Origin of the sequence: Pseudogracilibacillus sp. SO10305 (assembly GCF_037072005.1) — a bacterium.
GTDB classification, from domain to species: Bacteria; Bacillota; Bacilli; order Bacillales; family Amphibacillaceae; genus Pseudogracilibacillus; species Pseudogracilibacillus intestinigallinarum.
On the sequence record NZ_JAXHDE010000001.1, the window covers coordinates 291596 to 316828 of the forward strand.

Consider the following 25233-nt stretch of genomic DNA (forward strand, 5'->3'; position numbering starts at 1 on the left):
ATAACTTTATATTATAGCAGAATTTAGTTGTTTTCACGATCATAAGAACGAGAAAGATAAACTTTTAATGTACTTCCACTTTCTACCTTCACTCCAGGATCTGGTGCTTGATCAATAATGTACGTACCATTCCCGTGAAGATCAATTTTAAAATCTTCTTGTCGTTTCAATATATCTGCTTTCTTCTCACCGATTAGATTTGGCACTTCCACTTTCGGTACATCTGGCCATGTGTATTCTTTCGGTAATGCTCCTTTTCTTTTTTCGATATTACGTAAACTCAAACTCTCTTCAATAATATTTCCAACAATAGGTGCTGTAACAACCCCACCAAATTGTACCGTGTTTTTAGGGTTATCAACTGCAACATATACAACTACTTCTGGTTCATCTGCTGGTGCAAAACCAATAAAAGATAAAATATAATTATCCTTCATATATGCGCCATCTTTTCCTACTTTTTGTGCGGTTCCTGTTTTTCCACCAACACGATATCCTTCTACATATGCTGGTCGACCTGTCCCATTAGCAACTACACTTTCTAATGCTTCCCGAACATGTTTTGATGTATCTTCTGAAAGAACACGACGTTTTTTTACAGGTTTATGTGTAGCAATAACTTCTTTCGTTTCGGGATCGATCCATTGCCTAGCAAAATATGGTTCATATAAAACTCCACCATTAACCGCAGCAGAAACTGCCATCACTTGTTGTATCGGCGTTACTGATACACCTTGTCCAAAGGAGGTGGTAGCAAGTTCTACTGGACCAACATTTTCTTCCTTAAATAAAATACCAGTCCCTTCTCCAGATAAATCGATCCCTGTTTTCTCTCCAAAACCAAATGCACGAATGTATTCAAATAACTTTTCTTTTCCTAACAATTGTCCAATATGAACAAATCCAGGGTTACACGAATTTTCAACGACTTCTAACATCGATTGTTCTTTATGTCCCCCTGCTTTCCAACATCTAAGATTAGCTCCAGCCACCTTAATACTTCCTCGATCAAAAAAGGTGTCTTTTTCCAGATCCATTTTTTCTTCCTCAAGAGCAGCCGCTAAAGTAATAATTTTAAATGTTGAACCAGGTTCATAAGTACTCCATATTGGTAAATTCCGATTGTATACACTTTGGGGTACTTGTTGGAATTGGCTCGGATGAAAATCTGGCCTAGATGCCATTGATAGCACCTCCCCATTGTTTGGATCAACGACAATCGCTATCATTTGGTCTGGATTGTATAAAAGTGATGCTTTATCTAATTCTTTTTCGACGATTTGTTGAATTTGCATATCAATTGTCGTCACAAGATGATTTCCGTTAATTGGTTTATTGTAAAAATCATTTTTATATGCAATCCGATTGCCTTTCGCATCGGAAAAATAAGATAATGCGCCATTTTTCCCTTGCAATTTATCATCGTATTGTAATTCTAATCCTGTTAACCCGTCATTATCAATGCCTACAAAACCAGTAATATGAGCTAATTGTTTGCCGAATGGATAATGTCGCTTCGTATCTTTAGCAATGTAAACTCCATCCATTCTTAATGCTTGGATAGCGGTCACTTGTTCCTCAGATAGTTTTCTTCCTTCAGGATGAACGATTACATTCATTGCTTGTTTCGTGACATATTCATACGCTTTTTCCTCAGACATATTTACAATTGATGCAATCTCTTTCGCTGCTTCTTCTTTATTTTTTATTTGTGCCGGAATTAATAATAATGTTGGACTATACACATTACGAACAATTTCTTTCCCATTTCTGTCTAAAATATGACCTCGTTCTGCTGCATAAGGAATATCACGCAACCATGTTTGTAATGCTTTTTCTTTAATTTCGTCACTCATAAATAATTGAACATATAATAAGCGAGCAATCATGAATATAAACAATAATGTAAAACCACTAGCAATAAAAATGATGCGTTTTTTTGTTATAGACGTCGATATAAACTTCAATTATTGTCACTCCTATCGATATAAAACTTACACCTACTATATGAATGGGAGTAATTGAATAGAAGTCTCTCCTATAAAACATAAAAAAACAGATAGATAGGTCACTCGAGTTAACTAGTCACAAATGTCGTTCTATATTCAAATATTTTAAGCATATGTTCAAGTGCATCAAGGTGTGTTCAAATTTTACCTCCGGTTCTTTGAAACTACTAACATCGTTTATTACACAATCAAAAAACAAGACTGGTCAAAATCAAGTGCAACAGAAAACCTACCTTCAACAAAATATTACTGAAGTTTCTTATGTATGGGTCTATGATGCTGTTCTTTCAATCTCCTTTCATTACATTTAAACATACAAAAAGAGCACCTATGAGCAAGTTAAAGTATCAACTCATTAACTTACAGAGGTGCTCCTTATGTTTAAATTTGTTTTCACATGATGACAAATCTATTTCATTTTCACATTTATTTATGGTTTCTTTAAATCAACTTCTAATGTTACATTTTTGTCAATCTTTGTTCCTTTTTTAATGTTTTGTTTTGTCACAAAACCATTTCCTTTTACTTTCACATCGATTTCTAGCAATGTACCTAGTTCATAAACATCTCTGCTAGACCACCCTTTTAAATCAGGTATCGTTGGTTTATCTGTAATGAGCATAATATGTTGTCCATGAACAACTTCCTCATCCTCATTGATATTAACAGCAACTACCTTTTTTCCATCCCCGACGACAGTTATATTATCTGATATATTTTCTAAATCCTTTGTTGCTTCTTTCACTGTTTTGTCGCTGACTTGTGGCATCGTTCTCGTATGTTCATTAGAATCATCATCTGATTCTTTGTCAGGTTCAATATTTAAATAATGAAGACCATTTTCTACCACATTATTAAATATGAATGCAACAGGTTCTGACCCTGTTTCATCCCCTCTTAATTTTGGTTGTTTTACTGCAACATACATTAATAATTGCGGATCATCTTTCGGTGCGACTCCAACAAAGGAATACATATTGTTCGATTTTCCAGGTAAATAACCGTCACCATCTGGATCTGGAATTTGTGCGGTACCTGTTTTTCCAGCAACAGTATAATCTTTCAAACGGTAATTTTTCCCTGTACCATCTTTAGAGTTAACTACTGAGGCCATTAAGTCCATCATTTTATTTGCCGTCTCCGCCGAAACCGGTTGACCGACTACAGATGGATTATTTTCTTCCATTACTTCTCCAGTATTTGAATCAACTACCTTTTTAATGATATAAGGTTGCATCATGTTTCCCTCATTCGCAATAGCACTTGCTGCTTTAATTAACTGCATCGCCGTCGTTGTACTTCCTTGTCCAAACGAGGTCGTTAATTTCTCAGCTGGCCAATCGAATAATATTTTACCTTGGCTTTCACTCGGTAAGTCGATGTTTGTCGGTTTATCGAAATCAAAATCCTTTAAATACTTCAGAAAATCATCTGGGTCCATCTTCTCCCAAACTAATTTTGAAGAAGCAACATTGGAAGAACGACGGAATCCCGTATCATACGAAATTTTCCCCCATCCCTTTCCATCGTTATGGTCACTAATTGCTCTTACTTTTTCATTAATAATATATTTTCCTGATTTGAATTTTTCCTTACCGTCGTATACTCCTTCTTCCATAGCTGCAGCCCACGTAAATATTTTCATTGTAGACCCTTGTTCAAACGGAGAAGAAATGACGTCATTATACCAATTTTTTACCTTTCCAGGGTCATTCGGGTTAAAACTTGGACGATTACTCATCGCAACAATTTCCCCTGTTTTTGGATTCATTACAACGGCCATAATTTTCTCAGGTTCATATTGTTCATCTACTTGAGATAATACATCTTCCAATAGCGTTTGTACCTTTTGATCAATCGTTAAATAAATATCATGGCCATTTTCTGCTTTTTGAACAACTTCATTTGGATTTAATAATTTATTCCCATAACTATCTCTATGATAGTAAATATACCCGTTCTTTCCACTTAAAGATTCATTCATCTCTTTTTCAATTCCCGTTACTCCTGCTGTTTCATCTTCTTCGTTTTGACGGGCAAAACCTAAAATATGAGAGGCGAACATGCCATTCGGGTAATAGCGAATAGAATCTTCTAAGAAATGTATACCAGGTAATTTAAGTTCTTCAATTTCTTCTTTCTTTTCTTGTGGAAGTTTTCTCCCTTTCGTTCCAAATTCAATTTGGAAACGCCCTTTTTCCTTACCTTCATCGATTTTTTCTTTTATTTCACTTTCGTCAATATCTAGTACACTACTTAATTTTTTTGCAGTGTCTGCACTATCCACAATATGGTCTGGTGCATTCGTCCGTGTTTTACGATCTTCATCTAATATAGCAAAAACACGATATGTTGGGCGATTATATGCTAAAATCATCCCATTGCTATCGTGTATCTTTCCACGCTCCGCTTCTAATTGAAAGCTTATTTCACGTGTTTCTTTCGCTAACTGTTTTAAGTTTTGGTCCTTAACTTCCCCGCTTACTTGTATGTATAAAAATCTACCTGTAATAACTAAAAAAGCGAGAACAAAAAATAATAAAACTAATTTTGAAACGATATTTGTACGTTTATTTTTTTTCATCTTGATTCATCCTGACTTAATCATTCGTCGTTAGTACTCGTTTCACTTTTGCCTCTTGGATTTTTAATCCATTTTCTTTAGCGATTTTTGTAATTCTTTCTGGTTTACTTAACTCACTAATTTCAAATGCTAAATCTTTGTTTACAACTTTATGTTGCTGAACTTCACTTTCTAATTTTTGAATATCACGATTTAAACCATCTGTTGTAGAAGCAAATGACACAATATAAATAGCTGCAATTAAAACGACCATACTAAAGAATGTATAAATAATTTTTTCACCTTTAGTTAATATTTTACGTTTTTTAACTTTTTTTACAACCTTTTTCTGTTGTTGCTGTTGTCTTTCTATGTAGTCTCTTTGCCAACTTCTCGCATGATTTGATTGCATTATTTCCGCCACCCTTCTTCATATATAAAGGAATCATCCCATTCCTTCACTTTTTCAACTACTCTTAATTTTGCTGATCTTGCCCTTCGATTTCTTGTAATTTCTTCCTCTGTTGGAATAATTGGCTTTCGTGTAATTAATTTGAATGGTGCAGCAAATTCTTCTGGAACGATCGGTAACCCTCTAGGTACAGGCTTTTCTGTCGACCATTTTTTAAATGCCTGTTTACATAGTCGGTCTTCTAATGAATGGAAAGTGATGACAGCGATTCTTCCACCAATCCGTACCGACTTTGCTGCCTGATGTAAAGCATCATTGAAACTTTTCAACTCGTCATTGACTTCTATTCGTAATGCTTGGAAAATCCTTTTTGCCGGGTGTCCTCCCTTACGCCTTGCAGCTGCTGGAATAGACTCCTTTATGATATCAACCAAGTCAAATGTCGTTTCAATTGGTGTGGATTCTCTTCTCTTTTCAATGTTTCTGGCAATTTGCTTTGAAAATTTCTCCTCACCATATACAAAAAACATCTTTACTAACTGTTCATACGGCCATTCATTTATGATATCTTTCGCTGTCAATGATTGACGTTGATCCATGCGCATATCTAATTCAGCATCATAGCGGTAACTAAACCCTCTATCACCTTGATCAAATTGAGGTGAAGATACACCTAAATCGAATAAAATACCATCTACTTGGCCAATTTCTTTCTCTTGTAAAGCTGTTTCTAGTTGTCGAAAATTTTGATGAAGTAGTAATGGGAAAAAATCTTTTAACTTTTCACTCGCAGCACGTATGGCAGCCTCATCTTGGTCAAAACCGATTATTTTCCCTTTTTCATTTAAACGAGATGCTATTTCAAATGTATGTCCAGCACGACCTAATGTACAGTCCACATAAATACCATCTGGCTTTATTTGCAATGAATCAATTACTTCATTATTTAACACACTTTCATGTTCAATATGTGTCATCTTATACACCTACTTCTATATATCAAAATCTAATAAGTTTTCTGCAATATCTTCGAATGACTCTTCAGATGCTTCAAAATAATCTTCCCAAACATCTTTCGACCAAATTTCAATTCGATTTGAAACACCTATTACAATACATTCTTTTTCCAGTTTGCTATATGTACGTAATGTTGCAGGTATATTTATTCTTCCCTGTTTATCAATTTCACATTCGACAGCACCAGAAAAGAAAAACCTTGTGAACTGTCTTGCATCTTTCTTCGTTAATGGAAGTTGCTTTAATTTATCCTCCAAAACTTTCCATTCATCCATCGGGTAAACGAATAGACAGTTGTCTAACCCACGAGTTAAGACAAAAGAATCCCCGAGCCCCTCACGAAACTTCGCGGGAACGATCATACGACCTTTTATATCAATGTTATGTTGGTATTCTCCCATAAACATATCTATTCAACCCTTCCATGTGATTATTCTACCACAATCCCCCACTTTCCTCCACATGTTTTCCACATTTTTTCCCCTTTTTATAAAAATGGGCTATTTATCCTTATAAATCCTTTTAAAAAATAAACAATATATCACATAAATAAACCGTTCTCCATTAATTTTCCGCATAAAAAACCCTGTTCCTTCGCGCTTCTAACGCTACAGAACAGGGTTTTTTATTAAAGTTTTAATATTTCATATAATGTGGATAACTCTATCCCATAAAATATACGGCAAAATGATCTTCTGTAAATGGAATAGAGGATAATTGATTTATTTGCTGTATCCAACTTTCACCATACTCGTTTAACAAAAAGAGTGGGCTATACACACGTTCTTGTAATCCACCGTTCGGATGTAATACTAAATCCAATTCTTCAAATTGGCCTATTGCCTCGTCATGTTGTTCACGAATCGTCTGCATCGTTTTACGTTCCAAAAATGATAATTGTTCCATCATTAGATGAATATTTGTTTTCGATGCTTCATGTAAATCCGGTGCAATATTCTCTGCCATTTCTTGTAATGGTGCATGAATTTTTTCTAAACTTAATTTTGCTTCTTCAAAAAGGTATTCTGTTGGTGCATGCGTTTGTGCCATTAACCATTGCATTTTCTTTTGTGACACACCTTCACGAATTGCCTCCTCTACTTGGATGACTCTTTGTTCTAAAAGCTTTTCCGTACGCTTAGGAACATACGTAAAAGACAATCTTGGAACAACTGGTGGCATTTTTTCCCCTAATGTATGGAACGCCTTCTTTAATGCTGCCCAATAACTAATTTCTCCATCCCCTGCAATAAATGCAAGCGTAGGAAAAAGTAATTCTTGCATGATCGGTCTTGTAATTACATTATTGCTTAATTTTTCTGGTGTTGTTTGAGCAATATGTAACAATGCTTCTTTCGTTAATTTTACTTCCCCATTTTTTCCAACAAATTCATTTGCCTCACGTTTCAACAGTATGCGCTCACCATGTTCATCGTGATAAAACAGATGGACATCATCTCTTTCAACTTCCAATGGTACATTATAACCTTGCTGTTGTAATGTTTGTACGGCCTCATAGACATCTTCAGCAATTTGTTCACTTTGCTCGAATATGTTTGTAAAATGTTCTCCTTCTAGTTGACGTAACTGTTCGTTTCCCGAATCAACGAGGACAATACCTTCTTCTTTAAACAATTCAAAAATAATGAGTGCAAAGAAATCAACAAATGTTTGTGCACGCTCTAAACAATTTTCCATTTTTGTATATAATTCTTTCGTATAAGATGTTTCATGTAAATCCAAAAATGCATCTCGTAACCAATTCGCTGTTTTTTGTTTATCTAACGGAATAGAGGAAACGGATTTCTTTATCCATTCTTGTTGTTTAGTCATATGTTTCTTTATTCTTTTATCACGGACGGTATAAATATGATTGATTTCATCAAAGTCATGATCCTCCCCTGCAATCCAAAATATTGGAATGACAGGAACACCTAGTAATTTCTCTTGTTCTTTAGCAAATCGATAAACAGAAATAAGTTTATTTAAAGAATATAATGGTCCGGTTAATAAACCTGCCTGTTGACCGCCGATTACAACTACACTCGCTTCATCATTTAAACGTTTAATTTGTTTTAGTGTACTTTCCGGTGCGTCCCAATTTCGATTCATGTTATGTAAAACGTCTACAAGCTTTTTACGATCTCTCTTTATTTGTTGTACATATGCTGCACGTTCTTTTACTTCTGTAAAAGGTTTATAGTCAAAATATTCCGTAACGAAATCTTGTTCCTTACGATACTCATTTATCAATTGATTCTTTTTATTTAATTGGATAGATTGAACTAACATTTCGTCCGATATCTCCTTTTATAGTCTATTCCTATGTATTGTACTTCAAATGATATATCTTTTCATGGAATCTGTTTATAAGTGTTATGAAAACAGTCGTACGAATTCTACTACCACTAAAACGATATATAAAACGAAACATAGTAAAAATAATATGCGTGATAACATTCTTAACGCCTTACTTAATACAACCTCAGTATCTTTTTTCCATTGACGGATAAGTAATATTGCTAAAACGACTAAAATCACAATAACGATATATCCAGTAATTGTAAACGGCACAAGTCTTTCCAACATATATGTCACTGCAAATAGATATATATAAGCACTTATTTGCACCATAAAATGAATCGCTCTCCAGCGATGTTTATATAATAATTTATTTCCTTGGTATAAAATAATTGTAAATACGATCGGACTTACAATAATAATAACTGGTAAATAGTGGACTAATTTATCTAACATCGTAATTCCTTCCTCTTTCTGTTAAGGCTAATATACTAGTGTATATCCAATAATTTAAATGAAGTGTTGGATCTATTTTTGCAATATATCCATTCATCGCTTCAATTTCTGTTTCACGTATTGCTAAAACATCTGCACGCATAGAAGATGTATTATGCTTAGTATTGTTCGCAATCATGCAAACAAGCTCCCAACTATGTTCGGTATTTAATTGCAATGCACCTGAAACTTCCTCACACAACCTTCGTGCAATCGAATGTATATGTGGATTTTCTATAATATCTCCATTTGGCACATCAAACAATGCTGTTAATGGATTAATAACGGCATTTACAATTAGTTTATTCGCTAATAAAGTTTGCCAATCACTTGCCAATTGAAACGGAAATGTTGCTTGATGTAAACCTTGTACCAATTGCTCTGCCTTTTCTTTATTTCCATTGAATGTAGCTAAAACAATTTTACCTCTCCCTAAATGATTCACTTGAACATCCTTCATACGGCTTGCCCCATGTTCAACAACCCCAACATACGTTGGATGTGGAAGTTGTTTTATTCGATCAATATGTCCCATGCCATTTTGCAAAAATATAATAGGCATATTCGAAGGAGTAGAAATAAGAAGTTGAACCAAATAGGGAATTTCTGGCTGTTTGACACAAATAAATAAACAATCATGAGTTGTCATATGTTCGATGAGCGAGATATGTGGTTGAACATTTCTTTTAAAGGTTGATTGTTCATATAATTGAACACCATGTTCAAGTAATGCATTTTTTTGTTCGTCTCTTCGGACATATAAAGTAACATCATGCTGCTCACTTATATAACCACATAATAATAAACCTATCGAACCACCGCCAACTATCCCTATATTCATGCTCACACCTCACATTCCTATTCAATAACATACATTTAAATGAACTATTTCTAGCTCTTAATAACATATTACATTATATACCGCTTTATATAAAAGTGAGAAGAGATAAATATATCTTATCTTAACATATTATACATTTATATCATTTTGTATAATTAGAAGTTTTCAATATAAACAAAATTGTATTATAATTGTATATAGAGATAGATATATAAAATATGATAAAGAAAAAATTACACAATAGAAAGGAAGCGTTATCATGGTAAAGGTAGAAAGATTATTAATTAATTATAAAACGTTAGAAGACTTCAAACAATTTCAACAATATGGAGCACAAGAATTATCGATGTTAGAAGACTTGCAAAATGAAATGATTGAAAACGATAGTAAATCACCATTTTATGGGATTTATTATGGTAACACGCTTGTTGCCCGAATGAGTCTTTATGAGCGTTCAAAGGAGTATGATCATTACTTCAATCCTCCACAAGATTATTATGTCTTATGGAAATTAGAAGTGCTACCAGATTATCGTAACCAAGGTTATGCAAAAATGTTAGTAGATTTCGCCAAAAGTTTTAATGTGCCGATAAAAACGAACCCATTTATTAAAGCAAATGAGTTTTGGGAAAAGATGGACTTTGAATCTGCATCATATAATATTGAACGAGACTTCGGTGAAAACCCGTATATTTGGATGCCTGAAGGAGTTAAAGAAGCAATCCAACCACCGAGCCGTTTAGGTGCAGAAAAACCTGCTCAAAAGAAAGAAACAACAAAAAAAGCTGAAAAGAAATAAATAGTGGGTAAATCCCCCACGTACAAAAACGGTAATGTTTATGAACGTATAAACATTACCGTTTATTTAATGCTCAAGTAAATTATAATCCGATGTTCGAAATATCCTCTATCTTTGCAAAAATGCATTCACTGCTTGTTGATGGTGTTCAGATGGCCATAATTTCGCTGCACGACTCGATTCCCGATCCATCGCTTCATATAATTCATCCACATCTAACGCTTCTAAAAACTGTGCCTTTAAAAAACACATTTGATCATAGGATTTTGATATATAAGGTTGTAAGTACGTATCTACATTTTCCCAGTCCTTCTTCTTTATAATCGAATGGATCCACCCTTTCTCATATAAATAGGATGCACCATAAATTGAACCTTTCGTTAGCCACTGAAACGCAAAATTTTTCGCAACCTTTTTGTATAAAATGGCTCCACCACCCCAACCAGGTAATATACCTAAATTCGATTGAACAAAACCAAATGTCGTATCTTCCTTCACAAGTCTAAAATCACATGCTGTCGCTAATTCACAACCGCCTCCGAGTGCATTTCCTTGTAATAAACAGATCGTCGGCACTGGAAATGTTAATATTTTATGTAAAACCGTTTTCATTATATGCAAAGCTTCATATGCATCTTCTTCAGTTAAATCTCCGTGTAATTCTGTTAAGTCTCCACCAGCACAAAAAACACCGGCACCTACACTTCGAATGAGAAGAAATTTAATTGGACGTTGTTGTATATCGTCCAATATTTCGTCTAATTGTTGCGCCATTTTTCGTGAAATGGCATTGCGCTTATTTGGGCGATTTAAAGTTAAAATACCATATTCTGTTTCTTCATATAACACAAGTTTCTCCACATATATCTCTCCGTTTACAATATCATTATGTACTATCTTAACATATCTCATTCTGCCATTATAAACGATTTCCTACATAAATAAAAAATGAGATATTTGTTGTTCTATATAAAAGCGTTACCGCGTTTATGGAACAAAGCCAAATATCTCATTTTTCTCGTTAGAAACGAAATTTAGTTTTCAACTACTTCTTTCCCGTCATAATGTCCACATTCTTTACAAACATGGTGAGGTTTTGTGTATTCACCACAGTTTGAACATTCCACTAATCCAGGTACATGAAGTTTTTTATGCGTACGACGTTGGTTCGTAACTTTCTTTGAAGTTCTTCTCTTAGGTACTGCCACGACGAACACCTCCTTTAAGGAATTCCAATCTTCATAATATGATAAACTAAAGAATGTAAGTTGCCCTTTTTTCTAAAAAATAGGAGCACACTTATTCTGAGTCATTTTGATCACTGTTTTGAAAAAGATCTTTTAATTTCGCCAAACGAGGATCAATTTTACTTTTTTCTTCTTCGATCCGTTCCTCTTCTAAATAATATGTCCAACCTTCTCCTCCATCTAAAGCTTCTTCTTCTGAAAATACCCGAAATGGCATTTTCAGTAAAATTTGTTCTTCAATTAATGGAGTTAAATCGATCATATCGTCTGTAACAAGATGTACTTCATCTTCCTCATCTTCTTCCCCTAACACAAGTGCTGTAGAGAAAACTTCTGTTACATCAAATTTAAATGCATATGGAACGTCTACCAATGTTCGTGCACACGGTAAAATCATTTTCCCCTCTATCGAAAAAGAGAAAATCAATTCTTGCCGATCAACTGTACACATCCCTTTAATAAAAACAGGATCAATTTGTCTAATATCATTATTAGTCGATGTTGCTAACGATGATACATCTACTTCCCCATGGAAAACAAATGGTTCCATCGCTGCTTTTTGTTGCATTTCTACTGCTGAAAATTTCATTTTATCACCTCAAGGCAACAAGAGTATTTTAAAAGGAAAAACGGTTTTTGTCAACCTTTTCGCTAAAAATCATTGTTGCTTTTTGAATATTTTTGGTACAATAATAAAAGCAAATAGATTGGAGGGAATGAAATGAAGGCTTGTGGCCTTATTGTTGAATACAATCCATTCCATAATGGTCATGTTCATCACGTGGAAGAAGCGAGAAAAAAAACAGATGCTTCTATCATTATTGCAGTGATGAGTGGTTCTTTTCTCCAAAGAGGCGAACCTGCATTTATCGATAAGCATCACCGAACGAAAGCCGCACTTCAATCTGGTGTGGATATCGTTGTAGAATTACCTTATGCATATGCTGTGCAAAGTAGTAATTTATTTGCACAAGGAGCTGTGCAAATCTTACATGCACTAAATGTTGCACATATTTGTTTTGGTAGTGAGTCTGGTGATACGAATGCCATGAACAAAGCCGTTACACAATATATCCTTCATGAGTCTCTGTTTTCAGCTACATTAAGAAAGCATATTCAAAAAGGTCTTTCCTATCCAAAAGCAACAGAAAAAGGATATGAGGCAATCGGCATGGATATGATTGATATGAAACAACCAAATAACATATTAGGGTTTCATTATATTAAAACAATTTTAAAAAACAACTTGCCAATTGAACCTGTTGCCATTCAACGATTGCATAACCATTATCATGATGAATCGATTGAACATACTATTGCAAGTGCTACGAGCATTCGTAAAAGTGCATTACGAACAAATGGACTGAATGAAGTAAAGCAAACAATACCACCCGCTTCATTTGATGCATTACACACATATAAAACGATTACTAATACGTGGCATAGTTGGGAAGCTTATTTCCCTTATTTATATTATAAATTAATTACAACAGAAACGAAAGCACTACAGGAACTCCATTCAGTTGATGAAGGAATCGAACATCGACTTAAAAAATATATACATAAAGCAAATAACTTTGAGCACTTTGTTGATGCAATACGTACAAATCGATATACGACCGCTAGAATACAAAGAATGTGCACACATATTTTAACGAATACAACAAAACAAGAAATTGATACCTTTATATCTGAACCAATTCCATACATCCGCTTATTAGGTATGAATCAAACCGGACAACAGTATATACGGCAAATTAAAAAACAGCTTAATATACCAATTATATCTAATTTAAATAAAAAAACAGCTTCATTGCTATACCTAGATGAAAAAACAACAAATGTGTATTATTCCATATTCTCTCCGAAAATTAGGGAATCATTAAGAAAACAAGAGTTTCAATTACCACTTATCCTTTAGTCGAGTTGCTCTAAATAATCCAATGCATCTTGAAACGTATCAACCGGAACTATTTTCATATCTGTTCCAATTTCTGCTGCGGTTTCTTTTGCAATATTATAATTAGAGTCTTCTCGACCTTTTTCATTCGGTGCAAAAAATATTTCCATATTCTTTTTATGTGCTGCAACAACTTTCTTATCTACACCACCGATCCTTAATACATTCCCTTTCGAATCAATTTCACCAGTACCAGCAATTTGTTTTCCTTTCGTTATATCCTCTTCAACTAATTGATTGTATAACTCTAACGAAAACATTAAACCTGCACTAGGTCCACCGATAGAACCACTATCAACAAATACTTCAGGATCCACTTCTACTTTAATGTCTGTTACTAATTGGATACCAATTCCAACCCCCTCTTTATCTGTAAACTGTTCCACCTCTACATTTTCCTCTAAAATTTCTCCATCTCGCTCAAACGTAATATGCAGTATATCTCCTGCAATTTTATTTTGAACGTAATCAACTAAATCATTCGATTCCATTACTTCAATATCGTCGACTTGGATAATTCGGTCCCCCATCTCCAATTTATCTTCTGCCGGCATATTTTCCACTATTCGGACGACATATACCCCATTATTCTTTTCTTTTACATGCTTATTAGCGGCCTTATACGCCACAACTAAGGAAGCATTTTTAGAGCCGTCCATTAACATTAATTGATAATGTCGATATTCTTCGTCTGTCGTTCCTTCTGGAATAATATCTTCAATCGGTGAAATATCCCTGTATGGTAAAAAAGAAGCAATAACATAATCAAATATCGTTGGTTGAAAACCACTTACTGTTACTAAATGAAATTCGCCTTCACTATTATATCCATCCGTTACATCTACCATTTCTGATAAACCATCTGCCGACCCAGGTTGTTGCACATAGAATGGTAAGCGAAATGTAAATAAAAATCCTATTACTAGTAATAAGATTAAGGTACTATATATTCTTCGATTCATTTTTTTCATAGGTATATTCTTCACCTTCTACAATTTTATTTATGTTAAATATAACATATTTCATCGAGTTTCTCGTATATGTATATAAGGAACGTTCATTATTATAAAACTTGGAGGAAACTATGCAAAAATATTATTCCATCCTCATCGCATGTTCGATATCGATCATGGCATTATTATTTATTTTATTACCACAACATACATTATATGCAAGTGTACGTGGTTTACAAACATGGTTTGATATTGTGTTCCCGTCATTACTTCCTTTTTTTATTATGTCTGAATTACTTATGATGTATGGAATTGTCCAAGCAATTGGTATATTATCTGAGCCGATCATGCGCCCATTCTTTCGTGTACCAGGAGCGGGTAGTTTTGCATTTGTCGTCGGGATGGCAAGCGGATATCCTTTAGGTGCAAAAATAACTGCATCTTTGCGTGAAAAAAACTATATTAATCAAATAGAAGCAGAAAGATTACTCACCTTCTCTAATGCGGCTAGTCCACTTTTTTTATTCGGTGTCATTGCGATAAGTTTTTTTCAAGATAAATATATCGGAATCTTACTCGCATTAAGTCATTATACAAGTAATATATTTGTCGGTCTTTGCATGAAATTTTATTACGCTAATAAACCCGACACTCAAAAGGTCGAGCAACAGTCAAATATATCTGTCCGTGCGTTGCGTGCATTACATAAAACACGAATATTAGATAAGCGCGCCTTCGGAGAAAAGTTAGGAGATGCCGTGCAATCTTCTATTCAAACATTACTTATTATTGGCGGATTCATTATTTTATTTTCTGTCATTACTCATTTATTACATACAATTTATTTTTTTGAAAAAGTAATGGAACCATTTGTCCCAACATCTTTAAAACCTGTTGTCACACCATTTTTTACAGGGTTATTTGAAATAACAACAGGGACTGAATTAATTGCTTCATTGCATTCAGTCCCTACCATTATCAAATTATGTGCAGTTAGCTTTATATTAGGTTTTCACAGTTTGTCCATCCAAGCACAAGTCGCATCTGTCATAAGTAAAACCGATATTCGATTTTCCCCTTATTTTTTCGGACGACTATTACAAAGCATTTTTTCTGTTCTTATTACATATTGTTGTTATCAAGTCTTCTTTTCCACAAAAATAAAAGAAGTAACGAGTACGGAGGTTGCCAATATACCGAATACTTCTTATTATGTTGTACATTTTTTTCAGCAATACGGATTTTATATAACATCATTTACATTATGTATCTATTTGATCATCAAGTATCGTCGCCTTACTTAAATTTTTCACGCAATGCTTTCGCTACAACATCCGGTACTAAACAATCAATGGAACCTTTATATTTTGCCGCTTCTTTAACAATACTTGAACTTAAGAACGAATATTGATTATTCGTCATCATGAAAAATGTTTCAATCGTTGGTTCTAATTTTTTATTCATAGACGTAATTTGCATTTCATATTCAAAATCACTAACCGCTCTTAAACCACGCAAAATTACGTCTGCTTTCTTCTCGTGTGCATAATCAACTAACAGTCCTTCTGACACATCTACTGATACATTTGGCAAATCTTTTGTCGCTTCTTGAATTAAATGAATTCGCTCATCTACTGTAAATAACGGTTGTTTCGATGAATTATTAAAGATAGCAACAATAACCTCATCAAATACTTTTGCACCTCGTGTAATAATGTCTAAATGACCATTTGTAATCGGGTCAAAACTTCCTGGACAAATTGCTAGTTTTTTTCCCACAACTTATACCCCCATTTTTCTTTTTTCTAAAATTGTAATACTCGTTGTACTGTTAATTTTCTTTTCATCTTTAATAGTGAAAATTCCATCCCGTATAGAAAGTTTTTCATCTGGACGATGTTCTATGTATACGATACAATTATCGTTTAAAATATCCACATTTTCAAGCGCTTTCATCAGTTTTCCATAATTAATTTTATCATAAGGTGGATCAAGCAAGACTAAATCAAACTTCATGTTTTTCTTACTTAGTATATGTAAAGCTCGAAAAGCATCGTTTCGATATATTTCACATTTGTTTTTAATGTTAAATTGTGTCACATTTTGTTCAATCGTTCGAATTGCATCTATCGATTGATCAATGAATACCGTATGATCCACTCCACGACTAATCGCCTCAATACCTAATGAACCACTCCCTGCAAATAGATCCAAACAATTCCCACCATCAAAAAAAGGACCAATTTTATGAAAAATCGCTTCTTTTAATTTATCACTCGTCGGGCGTGTTTTTAATCCTTTTGCTGTTTTAATGTATCTCCCTTTTAAATCTCCTGCAATAACGCGCATGGCCTCTCCACCTTACATGGTTATATTTTTCACAAAAAAATAAGATTGAAACAATGAAATGTACAGATGAGAAGAACGCAAGATGTATCAATTTATTCGTTCTTTTTCTATATACAATTCCTTTGTTTCAACCTAAAAAATTATTAATTCGTCTTATAATCATACTGTTTCGCTTTATCCGGTAAAGCATTTTCAAAGTCTGTTTTCAATAAATGTTTATACGAACGATCTACTTTTGATACAAACGGAAGTTTTAATAGTGATGCTTCAATAGTTTCAACCTCATCTATATTGATATATAAAACTGCATAACGAAGTTTCTTTGAAACATACATTAAGTTTCCATGCTTTTTTATTTGTTTTATATTTTTTCGATGTTGAAACCAAACGATTAACCCTTGGCGTGTATGATTCATTTTCTAACTCCTATTATAATATAATTTTCCGATTATGAAGCTTGACAACCACATGATCCACCTGTTCCGCAACTACCACTAGAACAACCAGAATCAGAAAGTAATCCATTCTCTTTCGGGACGATAATTTTTTCGCTTACACTTCTAGCAATTGATTCACTAATATCATCTAAAAATGTTTGTAAATTTCTTTCAGCAAGTTTAAATTTCGCCACATACTCATTCATGTCCATTTTTCTTTTGGAACTACGAACATTTTTCATAATTTCTTGATAGTCTGGGTGGTATCTTCCAAAGCGTTGAACATCTTCATAATGTTCTTTTATATGTTTAAATGATCGAATTAATGATTGTGCTTCTTCATTTTCCTCTAATTGTTTTAAAGCACATTCATATTCTCCCATTACATCTGACTGCTTAATCATATCGATTAGATGATCTGTTTGATCAAGTATTTGTACGTGTTCTAATGTCATGATCATATTAGTAACACCTCCATTTACATTTTAACATGATTTCATATAAATGAAAATGCATTGGCATTCAAATTACTGACGAGTTATAAAATTTTGAGTGTAGTAATAACGGTAAACTCCAACTCCTAAATGCGTATATTGATCATTTAAAAGGGCTTCACGGTGTCCTTCACTATTTAACCACCCAAACATTGCGGCAATACTATCTGCGTGTTGTGCTGCAATATTTTCACCAGCAGCAACAAAGTAAATATTTCCTTCATCCAAACGTTCTTTCAATCCATCTCCATTCGGACGTTCATGAGCAAAATAATTTTGCTCATACATATCCTTACTATGTGCACGAGCGACATCACTTACCTCTTCATGAGGAGATAATAATGGTAGATCAAATGAATAGCGTAACACATTCGTCATTTCGTTAATTTGTTGTTCCATTGCCGTTTCCATTTTAGGCCAACTTTTATCATTTTCTTCTAATTCTTCTGGTAATGGACCACGATACTCTAACTCATACATTCGTTGTTGTAGCAATGTTTCCCCATCAATTAACCGAATAGCTGTTAAAGAATCTTTAACAGCATCAAAATAACATTGAATAAATATATCATTGGATAACTGAATAAGTGGGGTAGTTTTTAGTTCTTCTTCCTTCACTTTAAACGTGTAAGAAGAAAATCCATTTTTATATGTTACTGCATGTTCAAATGAAACAATTTCATCTGCTTCATCAAACGACTGACCAAATTGTAATGGTTCAATATTAATACTATCTCCCATGACATAAACGGTATTTACTTGATCATTCTTCATCCCAACTTGAACATGAGATGTTGTTTCATTCGTATACACATACCAATCATATCCATACGGAGTTGGATCGATTCTTTTTGGTTCCCCAAACGTTTCTATTATTTCGTTTGCATTTAATCCTATTAATTCAGATAAATTATGATCAACATATACAGCTTCTTCCTCTTCATCTATTACTAACTCTTCATTTAAAACGATATCCTCTTTCGAATCTTTAAATTCCTTCCAACGTTCTTCTAATAAAACGAATAGATCATTTTCTTGTGCAACAATATATATACTTCCGAATAAACAGACTGTTATAATAAATAATAAAATTCTTTTCATAAAGTCCTCCTAATTAGAAATACTTCTCCATTTATATTATACTAATAAAGGATGAGATAAACGTATAAATTAACGATTATTTATATAATTTATTGCAAGTTGTCCATATTTCAACTATCATTAAGCTAAGATACTATTTAAAGAGGTGTAATAGGATGAAATTAGAAAACACAGGTATTGATAATAAGGTAATCGATATTTCAACATTAAACTACGTAATGGGTAAACATGCTTTTATTTTAGGGGAAAGCTGGGACTATGAACGTGTTACATACGATTACAAAATCAATTCGCAAGAGAAAAACGTTACATATTATGTACGTATTCAAGGAGAAGCTATTGAAGGTGATGTCGATAGTAAAACAGCAGTAATTAAGATTAAAACACCTTTATTAGGAAAACATTACTATCCACATGGTATTGAGTATGGTGAAGAAGAAAACTTCCCTAAAAACTTAATGGAACGTGCACACAACCTTGTTGTTGGTGTAAACGATGAATTAGAACAGTTAGGATAATTCATAATCATTCATCGTTAAGAATAAAATAGACTAGGAAAACTAGTCAAAACGGTACTGTTTATTTTTCAATACTCAGTACCGTTTTTTTATGTTCTATCAATGAGTATAAGACCAAAAAAGGATGTTATTTGTTAACATCCCTTTTATTGAAAATATGCACACCCATTACTCTTTTGAGTTCGGTAAAGTATCTGGCATTGGATCAATTTCTAAGCTCTTTTTCGTAAACCATCCAAAGAAAATATAAGCTAACACAAATCCATAGAAAATTTGTTGCATGAACATCATTAAAATTCCACCTAATTGCTGATCTTCTGCTGCCGATAATGGAGAAAACATCTCCGCACCAGATAAGCTATCAGAGATCCCATTTAATACATCAGGTGGTACACATAAGCTCATTGCCTGTAACCAAGCACCATCAGAGTTATAGGATGTATATAATGATTTTGTTGAGAAAATCATTAAAGCACAAGCAATCGAAATAATTAAGATACTACCAATTAAATATGCCATTTTTAATAATGGATTTAATGTTGCATGTTCTTTAAGTGGAGATAAAATTGGCCACCACATATTCATAGATAAAATGAATAAAACGATTGTGACAGTTGAATGTACGATTAAATGTGTTTTCGTATAATCGAATATTACTGGTAAATGATACATTGAAAACAGACTGTTAAATAATACAAGTGCGATTAAAGGATGAGTCGTTACTTTCATTATCTTTTTTACTATTTTAATATTAACGAATTTTTCCCACATCCAAATAGGTAAACCACGAATAAAAAAGATTGAAATAACGAAATATAAAATAGCTGTCTGAGCCATATGATAACTCATCATAATATGAGACATTAAATCAATTGGAGATCCTTTCACAATATACGTTAAAATAATCCCACTATAGAAAAAAAGTTGCTGATTTCTCGTCGGTTTTTCATCTCCGCCAAACTTATGTCGATATGGTCCCGTTACTAAATAGTATAAAATCGACACAGCAATTAAAAATGTTAAAAAATATGGACTCCATAAAGCACGGAAGCCGAATATTTGAATTTCCAACCACATAAAACTTCACCTCTCCATAAAGTTTGCAACCATCATTATACATGATATCATCCACTTATTTCATGCATTCCGTTTCAATTTTTTTAAAAACATTGCCATTTGTGACAATTTTGTCATGAAATAATAAAATGAAAACAAATAAAAAAGCTAGAGAACAAGTTCTCTAGCTTTTTACCAGTTTTACCACCAAGAGATTACCATTAATCCCGCTAGTGTTAAAAATCCTGCCCATACTCCACCATAAATGAAAGTAGCTGGCATTTCATGATCTCTATCTTTTAAATGCATAAAGTAATAGAACTGGAATCCTGCTTGTACGATAGCCATTACAAAAAGGATAGGTAAAATGTACATTCTTTCAATTGTTCCTACTGCTACTAAACCAAAAGAAATTAAAGTAAAAACAATCATCATACCGAAAGATATTAATTGCTTTTTCATTTCGTCTTTACTTTTTTTACGTCTAAGTAATTCTGCTTGTTCTGTATTTACTTCGTTTGTCATTTATTAACCCACCTTTCCCATTAGGTAAACTACTGTGAAGATGAATACCCAAACAACATCAATGAAGTGCCAGTATAAACTGAATGTGTTGAATTTAGGTGCGTTATATAAGTTTAATCCACGCTTAGCGTTTCGAATTAATAACGAAAGTAACCAACAAATACCGAATAGTACGTGTCCTCCGTGGAATCCAACTAATGCATAGAACGCAGAACCAAACGCTGATGAACGGAAAGTAAATCCGTAATCTGTGATATAGTGTGCGAACTCGTAGATCTCACAAGCTAAGAACCCAATACCTAATAATCCAGTAATCGCTAACCATAAATACATTTTCTTAAAATCACCGTTACGCATATGGTACATAGCGTACACACTCGTTAATGAACTCGTTAATAATAACATTGTCATTAAAAATACAAGTCCAAGACCGAATAATTCATCTGAAGCAGGACCCCCTGCAGTTGAGTTTTTCAACGCAAGGTAAGTCCCGAATAAACTAGCAAATAATACTGTTTCTCCACCTAAGAAGAACCAAAGCCCAAAGAATTTGTTTTTACCTTCCAGTGTAGCTTTTTCAGGTTCTGCTGGGAGAGTTTCTGGAAATAAGTTGCTATGATCATGACTCATTATTACTTAGCCTCCCCTTCAAGTGCTTTTTGAAGTTCTTCTTTAGGGATATAGTAGCCATAGTCATCTTTAAGTGATCTAACAACCATACATCCGATAGCAAATGCCATTCCTCCGTAAAGCGCTAAATACCATAAGCTTCCTTGACCATCTTGGTAAATAAATCCAAATCCTGCTATGAAGAATCCTAATCCCATTAAGAGCGGTAAGATTGAACCGTTAGGCATGTGAACATCATCTAATGGTTCTCCTGGAGGTACAGTTCCGTCACCTTCCATTTTTTCAATCCATAACGGGTCTAAACCACGAACTAATGGTAACTGTTCAAAGTTATAATATGGTGGTGGAGATGAAACTGTCCACTCTAATGTACGACCATCCCATGGGTCCGCTTCTGCTTTTTCTTCTTTAATTGCCGTATAAATAATATTATATACGAATATGATGGATGCAACTCCCATAAAGAACGCACCAACAGAGCTAATTAAGTTACCTAACTCTAAACCTTGGTCATGTAAAAATACCCAGTAACGACGAGGCATACCCATTAGACCTAAGAAGTGCTGAATAAAGAATGTTAAATGGAATCCAATAAAGAATAACCAGAATGTCCACTTACCTAATGTTTCATTCAACACACGACCGAACATTTTCGGCCACCAGTAATGTAAACCTGCGAAAATACCAAATACTGAACCACCAACGATTACGTAGTGGAAGTGTGCGATAACGAAATATGTGTCATGATACTGGTAGTCAGCAACTGCTGATCCAAGCATAACACCTGTAACTCCACCAATTGTAAATGATGGGATAAATCCTAGTGCCCATAACATTGCAGAGTTAATTGTTACTTGACCGCCCCACATTGTTAATAACCAGTTAAAAATCTTAATTCCTGTTGGTACTGCAATCGCCATTGTACCTACTGCGAAAATCGAGTTAGCAACTGGACCTAAACCAACTGTAAACATATGGTGAGCCCATACCATGAAACCTAAAAATGCGATTAACATAGTCGCGAAAACCATTGCAGTGTATCCGAATAATCTCTTTCTTGAGAAAGTAGAGAAAATATCACTGAATAAACCGAAAAACGGTAAAATTAAGATATAAACTTCTGGGTGTCCGAAAATCCAGAATAAGTGCTGATAAATAATTGTATTTCCACCTAATGCAACGTTAAAGAACGCTGTATCAAACATACGGTCAAACATTAATAAAAATAAGTTGATCGTTAATGGTGGGAATGCGAATAAAATTAAAATACTCGTTACGAATGTAGCCCATGAAAATAATGGCATACGCATATAAGTCATACCCGGTGCACGCATTGTTACAATCGTCGCCAGGAAGTTAATACCTCCCATTAGCGTACCTGCACCTGCAATCTGTAATCCTGCTACATAGTAGTCAACCCCATGTCCTGGTGACTGCATTGCTAATGAAGCATAAGATGTCCAACCAGCATCAGGAGCTCCACCAGTTAAGAAACTAATGTTTAATAAAATTCCCCCGAAGAAGAATAACCAGAAACTAAGTGCGTTAACAAACGGAAACGCAACGTCACGTGCCCCTATTTGTAATGGCATGGCGGCGTTCATAAGTCCTATCATCATCGGCATGGCCGCTAAGAAAATCATCGTAGTACCGTGCATCGTAATTACTTCATTATAGAATCCTGCACTAATAAAGTCGTTTTCAGGTTTAATTAACTGAATACGAATAATTAATGCTTCAATTCCACCTAGGATGAAGAAGAATCCTCCACCTGCTAAGTATAGGTGAGCAATTTTCTTATGGTCAACAGTTGTCATATAGTCCCATAAGACTGCGCCAAAGCTTCTTTTACCCATAGCTGCTGTACTCACATTAAATACCTCCTATATTTTAATCTAAAAACTTAAGGTTTATTAAAATAAATTATTTTTCTTTACTTTCTGCTGTAACGTCAGATGGCTTTAATTGTAATAAGTATTCTGCAATTTTATCAGCTTCATCTTCTGAAACATCAGGATATTTACCTGTCATTAAGTTTCCAGGCTTTAATGTTTCTGGATCTAGAATCCAGTTTACTAAATTCTCTTTAGTTGGCATTAAATATCCAGCATAACGTGAACGGTCTCCCAAGTTCGTTAAGTCTGGTCCAACTGGCACTGCACCTGCTGAGTAGTTTTGTGTATCTGTTGCGTGACAACTAATACATGCTTTTTCTTCAAATAATTCTTGACCTTCTTGTGCAACTGCATCTAACTCCACTTCTTCAGAGTTAAAGTCTTGCATATCTGCAACCCACTGGTCGTATTCTTCTTCACTTACTACTACAACCTTAAAGTCCATTAGTGAGTGAGAAGGACCACATAATTCAGCACATTTACCAAAGAATACTCCTTCTTCATATGCTTTTAAATACATTGTATTTACGTTCTCTGGGTTAACGTCTAATTTACCCGATAAACTTGGTACCCAGAATGAGTGTAAAACGTCATTTGTAATTAAGTGAATATATACTTTCGTATTTACCGGAATGTATAAGTCCTGGCTTGTTGCGATTTCTTCATTTTCATAATCGAAATGCCACCAATACTGGTTACCAGTAACATGTACGTTAATATGGTCTTCCTTGTCTGAATCATCTGCTAAATGGAATGTAGCAAATACAGTTGGAACAGCCATAATAACTACTAAGATAATTGGAATAATCGTCCATACTGCTTCTAATGTTTTGTTTCCTTCTACTTGCTCAGGATTGATAACAGGATCTCCCTTTTTCTTACGGAATTTAACTAAGACAAGTACGTAAATGATAAATACAATAATTAGTACACATGTCATTACCACCGTCGTTAAAATGATTAAATTCATCGAAACCTCTGCCCCGTACCCTTTAGGTACAAGTGCTGTTAAATTATCTCTTCCACATCCTGAAAGTACAAAGGCTAAAGCACCCAGTATTAGAAGGGTCTTTGCTTTCCCTAACCATCCTTTCATGTATGTATACCTCTCTTTCATTAATTTTAAACTGCATTCGGCAAGTGAATTTAGTATATTACTATCATAAACCACGTACGGCTACAATGCAATATTTCATCTTAATACAATTCATTGATTGAATGAATTGTCCGGGATGCATTTTAATTTAAATACCTTTGTTAAAAGTTTGTCTCACGAACCAAAAAGTCATTCAGTTGACGTGGTCGATCAAAATGCTTTTTTTTACATATAGATATAATGTGACATAGGGATTGAAAGCACCTTTATTCTTAAGTACATCGTATATTTTTAAACATGTTTAAAATCAATATCCGTTATTACGTTTCATTTTATAATAATCATAAAATTATAGCGAAATATAATGTAATAACATAATATTGAATGAATAATGTTAGTTTATACAATTACTTAGTCTTTCATACTACATACAAAAAGGAATAAAAGGCTTTATGAATAACAAATAAGCTATTCATCTGGAAGATCACACTTCTGTTACAAATATATTGCAGCTGCCTCCCTTCAATATTATAAA

At 33.9% G+C, this 25233-nt stretch carries 26 protein-coding genes; 4 read left to right on the forward strand and 22 right to left on the reverse strand.

From position 1 onward, the window contains the following. Nucleotides 1-23 precede the first annotated feature (23 nt). From SPD45_RS01515 to SPD45_RS01550, 8 genes are all read right to left on the reverse strand, one after another. Nucleotides 24-1967, reverse strand: coding sequence for a stage V sporulation protein D (locus tag SPD45_RS01515; protein WP_336265816.1), 1944 nt, complete (start codon nt 1965-1967; stop codon nt 24-26). A gap of 472 nt (nt 1968-2439) precedes the next feature. Then, nucleotides 2440-4593 carry a penicillin-binding transpeptidase domain-containing protein gene (locus SPD45_RS01520; RefSeq protein ID WP_336265817.1) on the reverse strand — a complete coding sequence of 718 codons (2154 nt, stop codon included), beginning with the start codon at nt 4591-4593 and terminating at the stop codon, nt 2440-2442. 16 nt (nt 4594-4609) lie between these two features. After that, on the reverse strand, nt 4610-4984 hold the full coding sequence (gene ftsL / locus SPD45_RS01525; protein ID WP_336265818.1) for a cell division protein FtsL: 375 nt from the start codon (nt 4982-4984) through the stop codon (nt 4610-4612). Next, on the reverse strand, nt 4984-5961 hold the full coding sequence (gene rsmH / locus SPD45_RS01530) for a 16S rRNA (cytosine(1402)-N(4))-methyltransferase RsmH (RefSeq protein ID WP_336265819.1): 978 nt from the start codon (nt 5959-5961) through the stop codon (nt 4984-4986). The genes ftsL and rsmH overlap by 1 nt, the downstream gene beginning before the upstream one ends. A gap of 15 nt (nt 5962-5976) precedes the next feature. Continuing rightward, complete coding sequence (mraZ, locus tag SPD45_RS01535) at nt 5977-6408, reverse strand: division/cell wall cluster transcriptional repressor MraZ (protein ID WP_336265820.1); 432 nt, start codon at nt 6406-6408, stop codon at nt 5977-5979. Between the two features lie 256 nt (nt 6409-6664). After that, nucleotides 6665-8293, reverse strand: a complete 1629-nt coding sequence (bshC, locus tag SPD45_RS01540) for a bacillithiol biosynthesis cysteine-adding enzyme BshC (protein WP_336265821.1) — start codon at nt 8291-8293, stop codon at nt 6665-6667. An 84-nt stretch (nt 8294-8377) separates the two neighbouring features. Then, on the reverse strand, nt 8378-8758 hold the full coding sequence (locus tag SPD45_RS01545) for a DUF3397 domain-containing protein (protein WP_336265822.1): 381 nt from the start codon (nt 8756-8758) through the stop codon (nt 8378-8380). Beyond that, nucleotides 8748-9638 (reverse strand): 2-dehydropantoate 2-reductase, encoded by an 891-nt coding sequence (locus SPD45_RS01550; protein ID WP_336265823.1) that lies wholly within the window; start codon nt 9636-9638, stop codon nt 8748-8750. The genes SPD45_RS01545 and SPD45_RS01550 overlap by 11 nt, the downstream gene beginning before the upstream one ends. A 259-nt stretch (nt 9639-9897) precedes the next feature. Here SPD45_RS01550 and SPD45_RS01555 point away from each other — a divergent pair, with 259 nt between their 5' ends. Then, a complete protein-coding gene (locus SPD45_RS01555; RefSeq protein ID WP_336265824.1) occupies nt 9898-10437 on the forward strand; it encodes an N-acetyltransferase in 540 nt (179 codons plus the stop codon). A gap of 108 nt (nt 10438-10545) precedes the next feature. Here the strand turns inward: SPD45_RS01555 and SPD45_RS01560 are convergent, their stop codons facing one another. The 3 genes from SPD45_RS01560 to SPD45_RS01570 all read right to left on the reverse strand — a co-directional run bounded on the left by SPD45_RS01560 (nt 10546) and on the right by SPD45_RS01570 (nt 12273). Further along, the gene (locus SPD45_RS01560) at nt 10546-11298 is read right to left on the reverse strand and encodes an enoyl-CoA hydratase/isomerase family protein (RefSeq protein WP_336265825.1); all 753 of its coding nucleotides are present in this window, start codon (nt 11296-11298) and stop codon (nt 10546-10548) included. 173 nt (nt 11299-11471) lie between these two features. Next, a complete protein-coding gene (gene rpmF / locus SPD45_RS01565; protein WP_336265826.1) occupies nt 11472-11645 on the reverse strand; it encodes a 50S ribosomal protein L32 in 174 nt (57 codons plus the stop codon). A 91-nt stretch (nt 11646-11736) separates the two neighbouring features. Next, a complete protein-coding gene (locus tag SPD45_RS01570; protein WP_336265827.1) occupies nt 11737-12273 on the reverse strand; it encodes a YceD family protein in 537 nt (178 codons plus the stop codon). Nucleotides 12274-12405: 132 nt separating this feature from the next. Between SPD45_RS01570 and SPD45_RS01575 the strand changes: the two genes are divergently transcribed. Further along, nucleotides 12406-13605 (forward strand): nucleotidyltransferase, encoded by a 1200-nt coding sequence (locus SPD45_RS01575; protein ID WP_336265828.1) that lies wholly within the window; start codon nt 12406-12408, stop codon nt 13603-13605. Here the strand turns inward: SPD45_RS01575 and SPD45_RS01580 are convergent. Next, nucleotides 13602-14615, reverse strand: coding sequence for a SepM family pheromone-processing serine protease (locus SPD45_RS01580; protein WP_336265829.1), 1014 nt, complete (start codon nt 14613-14615; stop codon nt 13602-13604). The two genes, SPD45_RS01575 and SPD45_RS01580, sit on opposite strands and share 4 nt — an antisense overlap. Nucleotides 14616-14728: 113 nt before the next feature. Here SPD45_RS01580 and ylbJ point away from each other — a divergent pair, with 113 nt between their 5' ends. Beyond that, a complete protein-coding gene (ylbJ, locus tag SPD45_RS01585; RefSeq protein ID WP_336265830.1) occupies nt 14729-15901 on the forward strand; it encodes a sporulation integral membrane protein YlbJ in 1173 nt (390 codons plus the stop codon). Here the strand turns inward: ylbJ and coaD are convergent. The 5 genes from coaD to SPD45_RS01610 all read right to left on the reverse strand — a co-directional run bounded on the left by coaD (nt 15894) and on the right by SPD45_RS01610 (nt 18978). Continuing rightward, complete coding sequence (gene coaD, locus SPD45_RS01590) at nt 15894-16376, reverse strand: pantetheine-phosphate adenylyltransferase (protein WP_336265831.1); 483 nt, start codon at nt 16374-16376, stop codon at nt 15894-15896. The two genes, ylbJ and coaD, sit on opposite strands and share 8 nt — an antisense overlap. Nucleotides 16377-16379: 3 nt before the next feature. After that, nucleotides 16380-16946 carry a 16S rRNA (guanine(966)-N(2))-methyltransferase RsmD gene (rsmD, locus tag SPD45_RS01595; protein WP_336265832.1) on the reverse strand — a complete coding sequence of 189 codons (567 nt, stop codon included), beginning with the start codon at nt 16944-16946 and terminating at the stop codon, nt 16380-16382. 143 nt (nt 16947-17089) lie between these two features. Then, nucleotides 17090-17362, reverse strand: a complete 273-nt coding sequence (locus tag SPD45_RS01600; RefSeq protein WP_336265833.1) for a YlbG family protein — start codon at nt 17360-17362, stop codon at nt 17090-17092. Between the two features lie 32 nt (nt 17363-17394). Next, nucleotides 17395-17844, reverse strand: coding sequence for a YlbF family regulator (locus tag SPD45_RS01605; RefSeq protein ID WP_336265834.1), 450 nt, complete (start codon nt 17842-17844; stop codon nt 17395-17397). Between the two features lie 66 nt (nt 17845-17910). After that, complete coding sequence (locus SPD45_RS01610) at nt 17911-18978, reverse strand: CAP domain-containing protein (protein WP_336265835.1); 1068 nt, start codon at nt 18976-18978, stop codon at nt 17911-17913. Nucleotides 18979-19133: 155 nt separating this feature from the next. Here SPD45_RS01610 and SPD45_RS01615 point away from each other — a divergent pair, with 155 nt between their 5' ends. Further along, nucleotides 19134-19496: a YugN family protein gene (locus SPD45_RS01615; protein WP_336265836.1), complete on the forward strand. Its 363-nt coding sequence runs from the start codon at nt 19134-19136 to the stop codon at nt 19494-19496. Nucleotides 19497-19664: 168 nt separating this feature from the next. Here SPD45_RS01615 and ctaG read toward each other — a convergent pair whose 3' ends face one another. From ctaG to coxB, 5 genes are all read right to left on the reverse strand, one after another. Continuing rightward, complete coding sequence (gene ctaG, locus SPD45_RS01620; RefSeq protein ID WP_336265837.1) at nt 19665-20573, reverse strand: cytochrome c oxidase assembly factor CtaG; 909 nt, start codon at nt 20571-20573, stop codon at nt 19665-19667. Nucleotides 20574-20753: 180 nt separating this feature from the next. Then, the gene (ctaF, locus tag SPD45_RS01625; protein ID WP_336265838.1) at nt 20754-21077 is read right to left on the reverse strand and encodes a cytochrome c oxidase subunit IVB; all 324 of its coding nucleotides are present in this window, start codon (nt 21075-21077) and stop codon (nt 20754-20756) included. 3 nt (nt 21078-21080) lie between these two features. Further along, nucleotides 21081-21707 carry a cytochrome (ubi)quinol oxidase subunit III gene (locus SPD45_RS01630; protein ID WP_336265839.1) on the reverse strand — a complete coding sequence of 209 codons (627 nt, stop codon included), beginning with the start codon at nt 21705-21707 and terminating at the stop codon, nt 21081-21083. Between the two features lie 2 nt (nt 21708-21709). Continuing rightward, nucleotides 21710-23578, reverse strand: coding sequence for a cytochrome c oxidase subunit I (ctaD, locus tag SPD45_RS01635; protein WP_336265840.1), 1869 nt, complete (start codon nt 23576-23578; stop codon nt 21710-21712). Between the two features lie 52 nt (nt 23579-23630). Beyond that, nucleotides 23631-24698, reverse strand: coding sequence for a cytochrome c oxidase subunit II (coxB, locus tag SPD45_RS01640; protein WP_336265841.1), 1068 nt, complete (start codon nt 24696-24698; stop codon nt 23631-23633). Between the last annotated feature and the right edge of the window lie 535 nt (nt 24699-25233).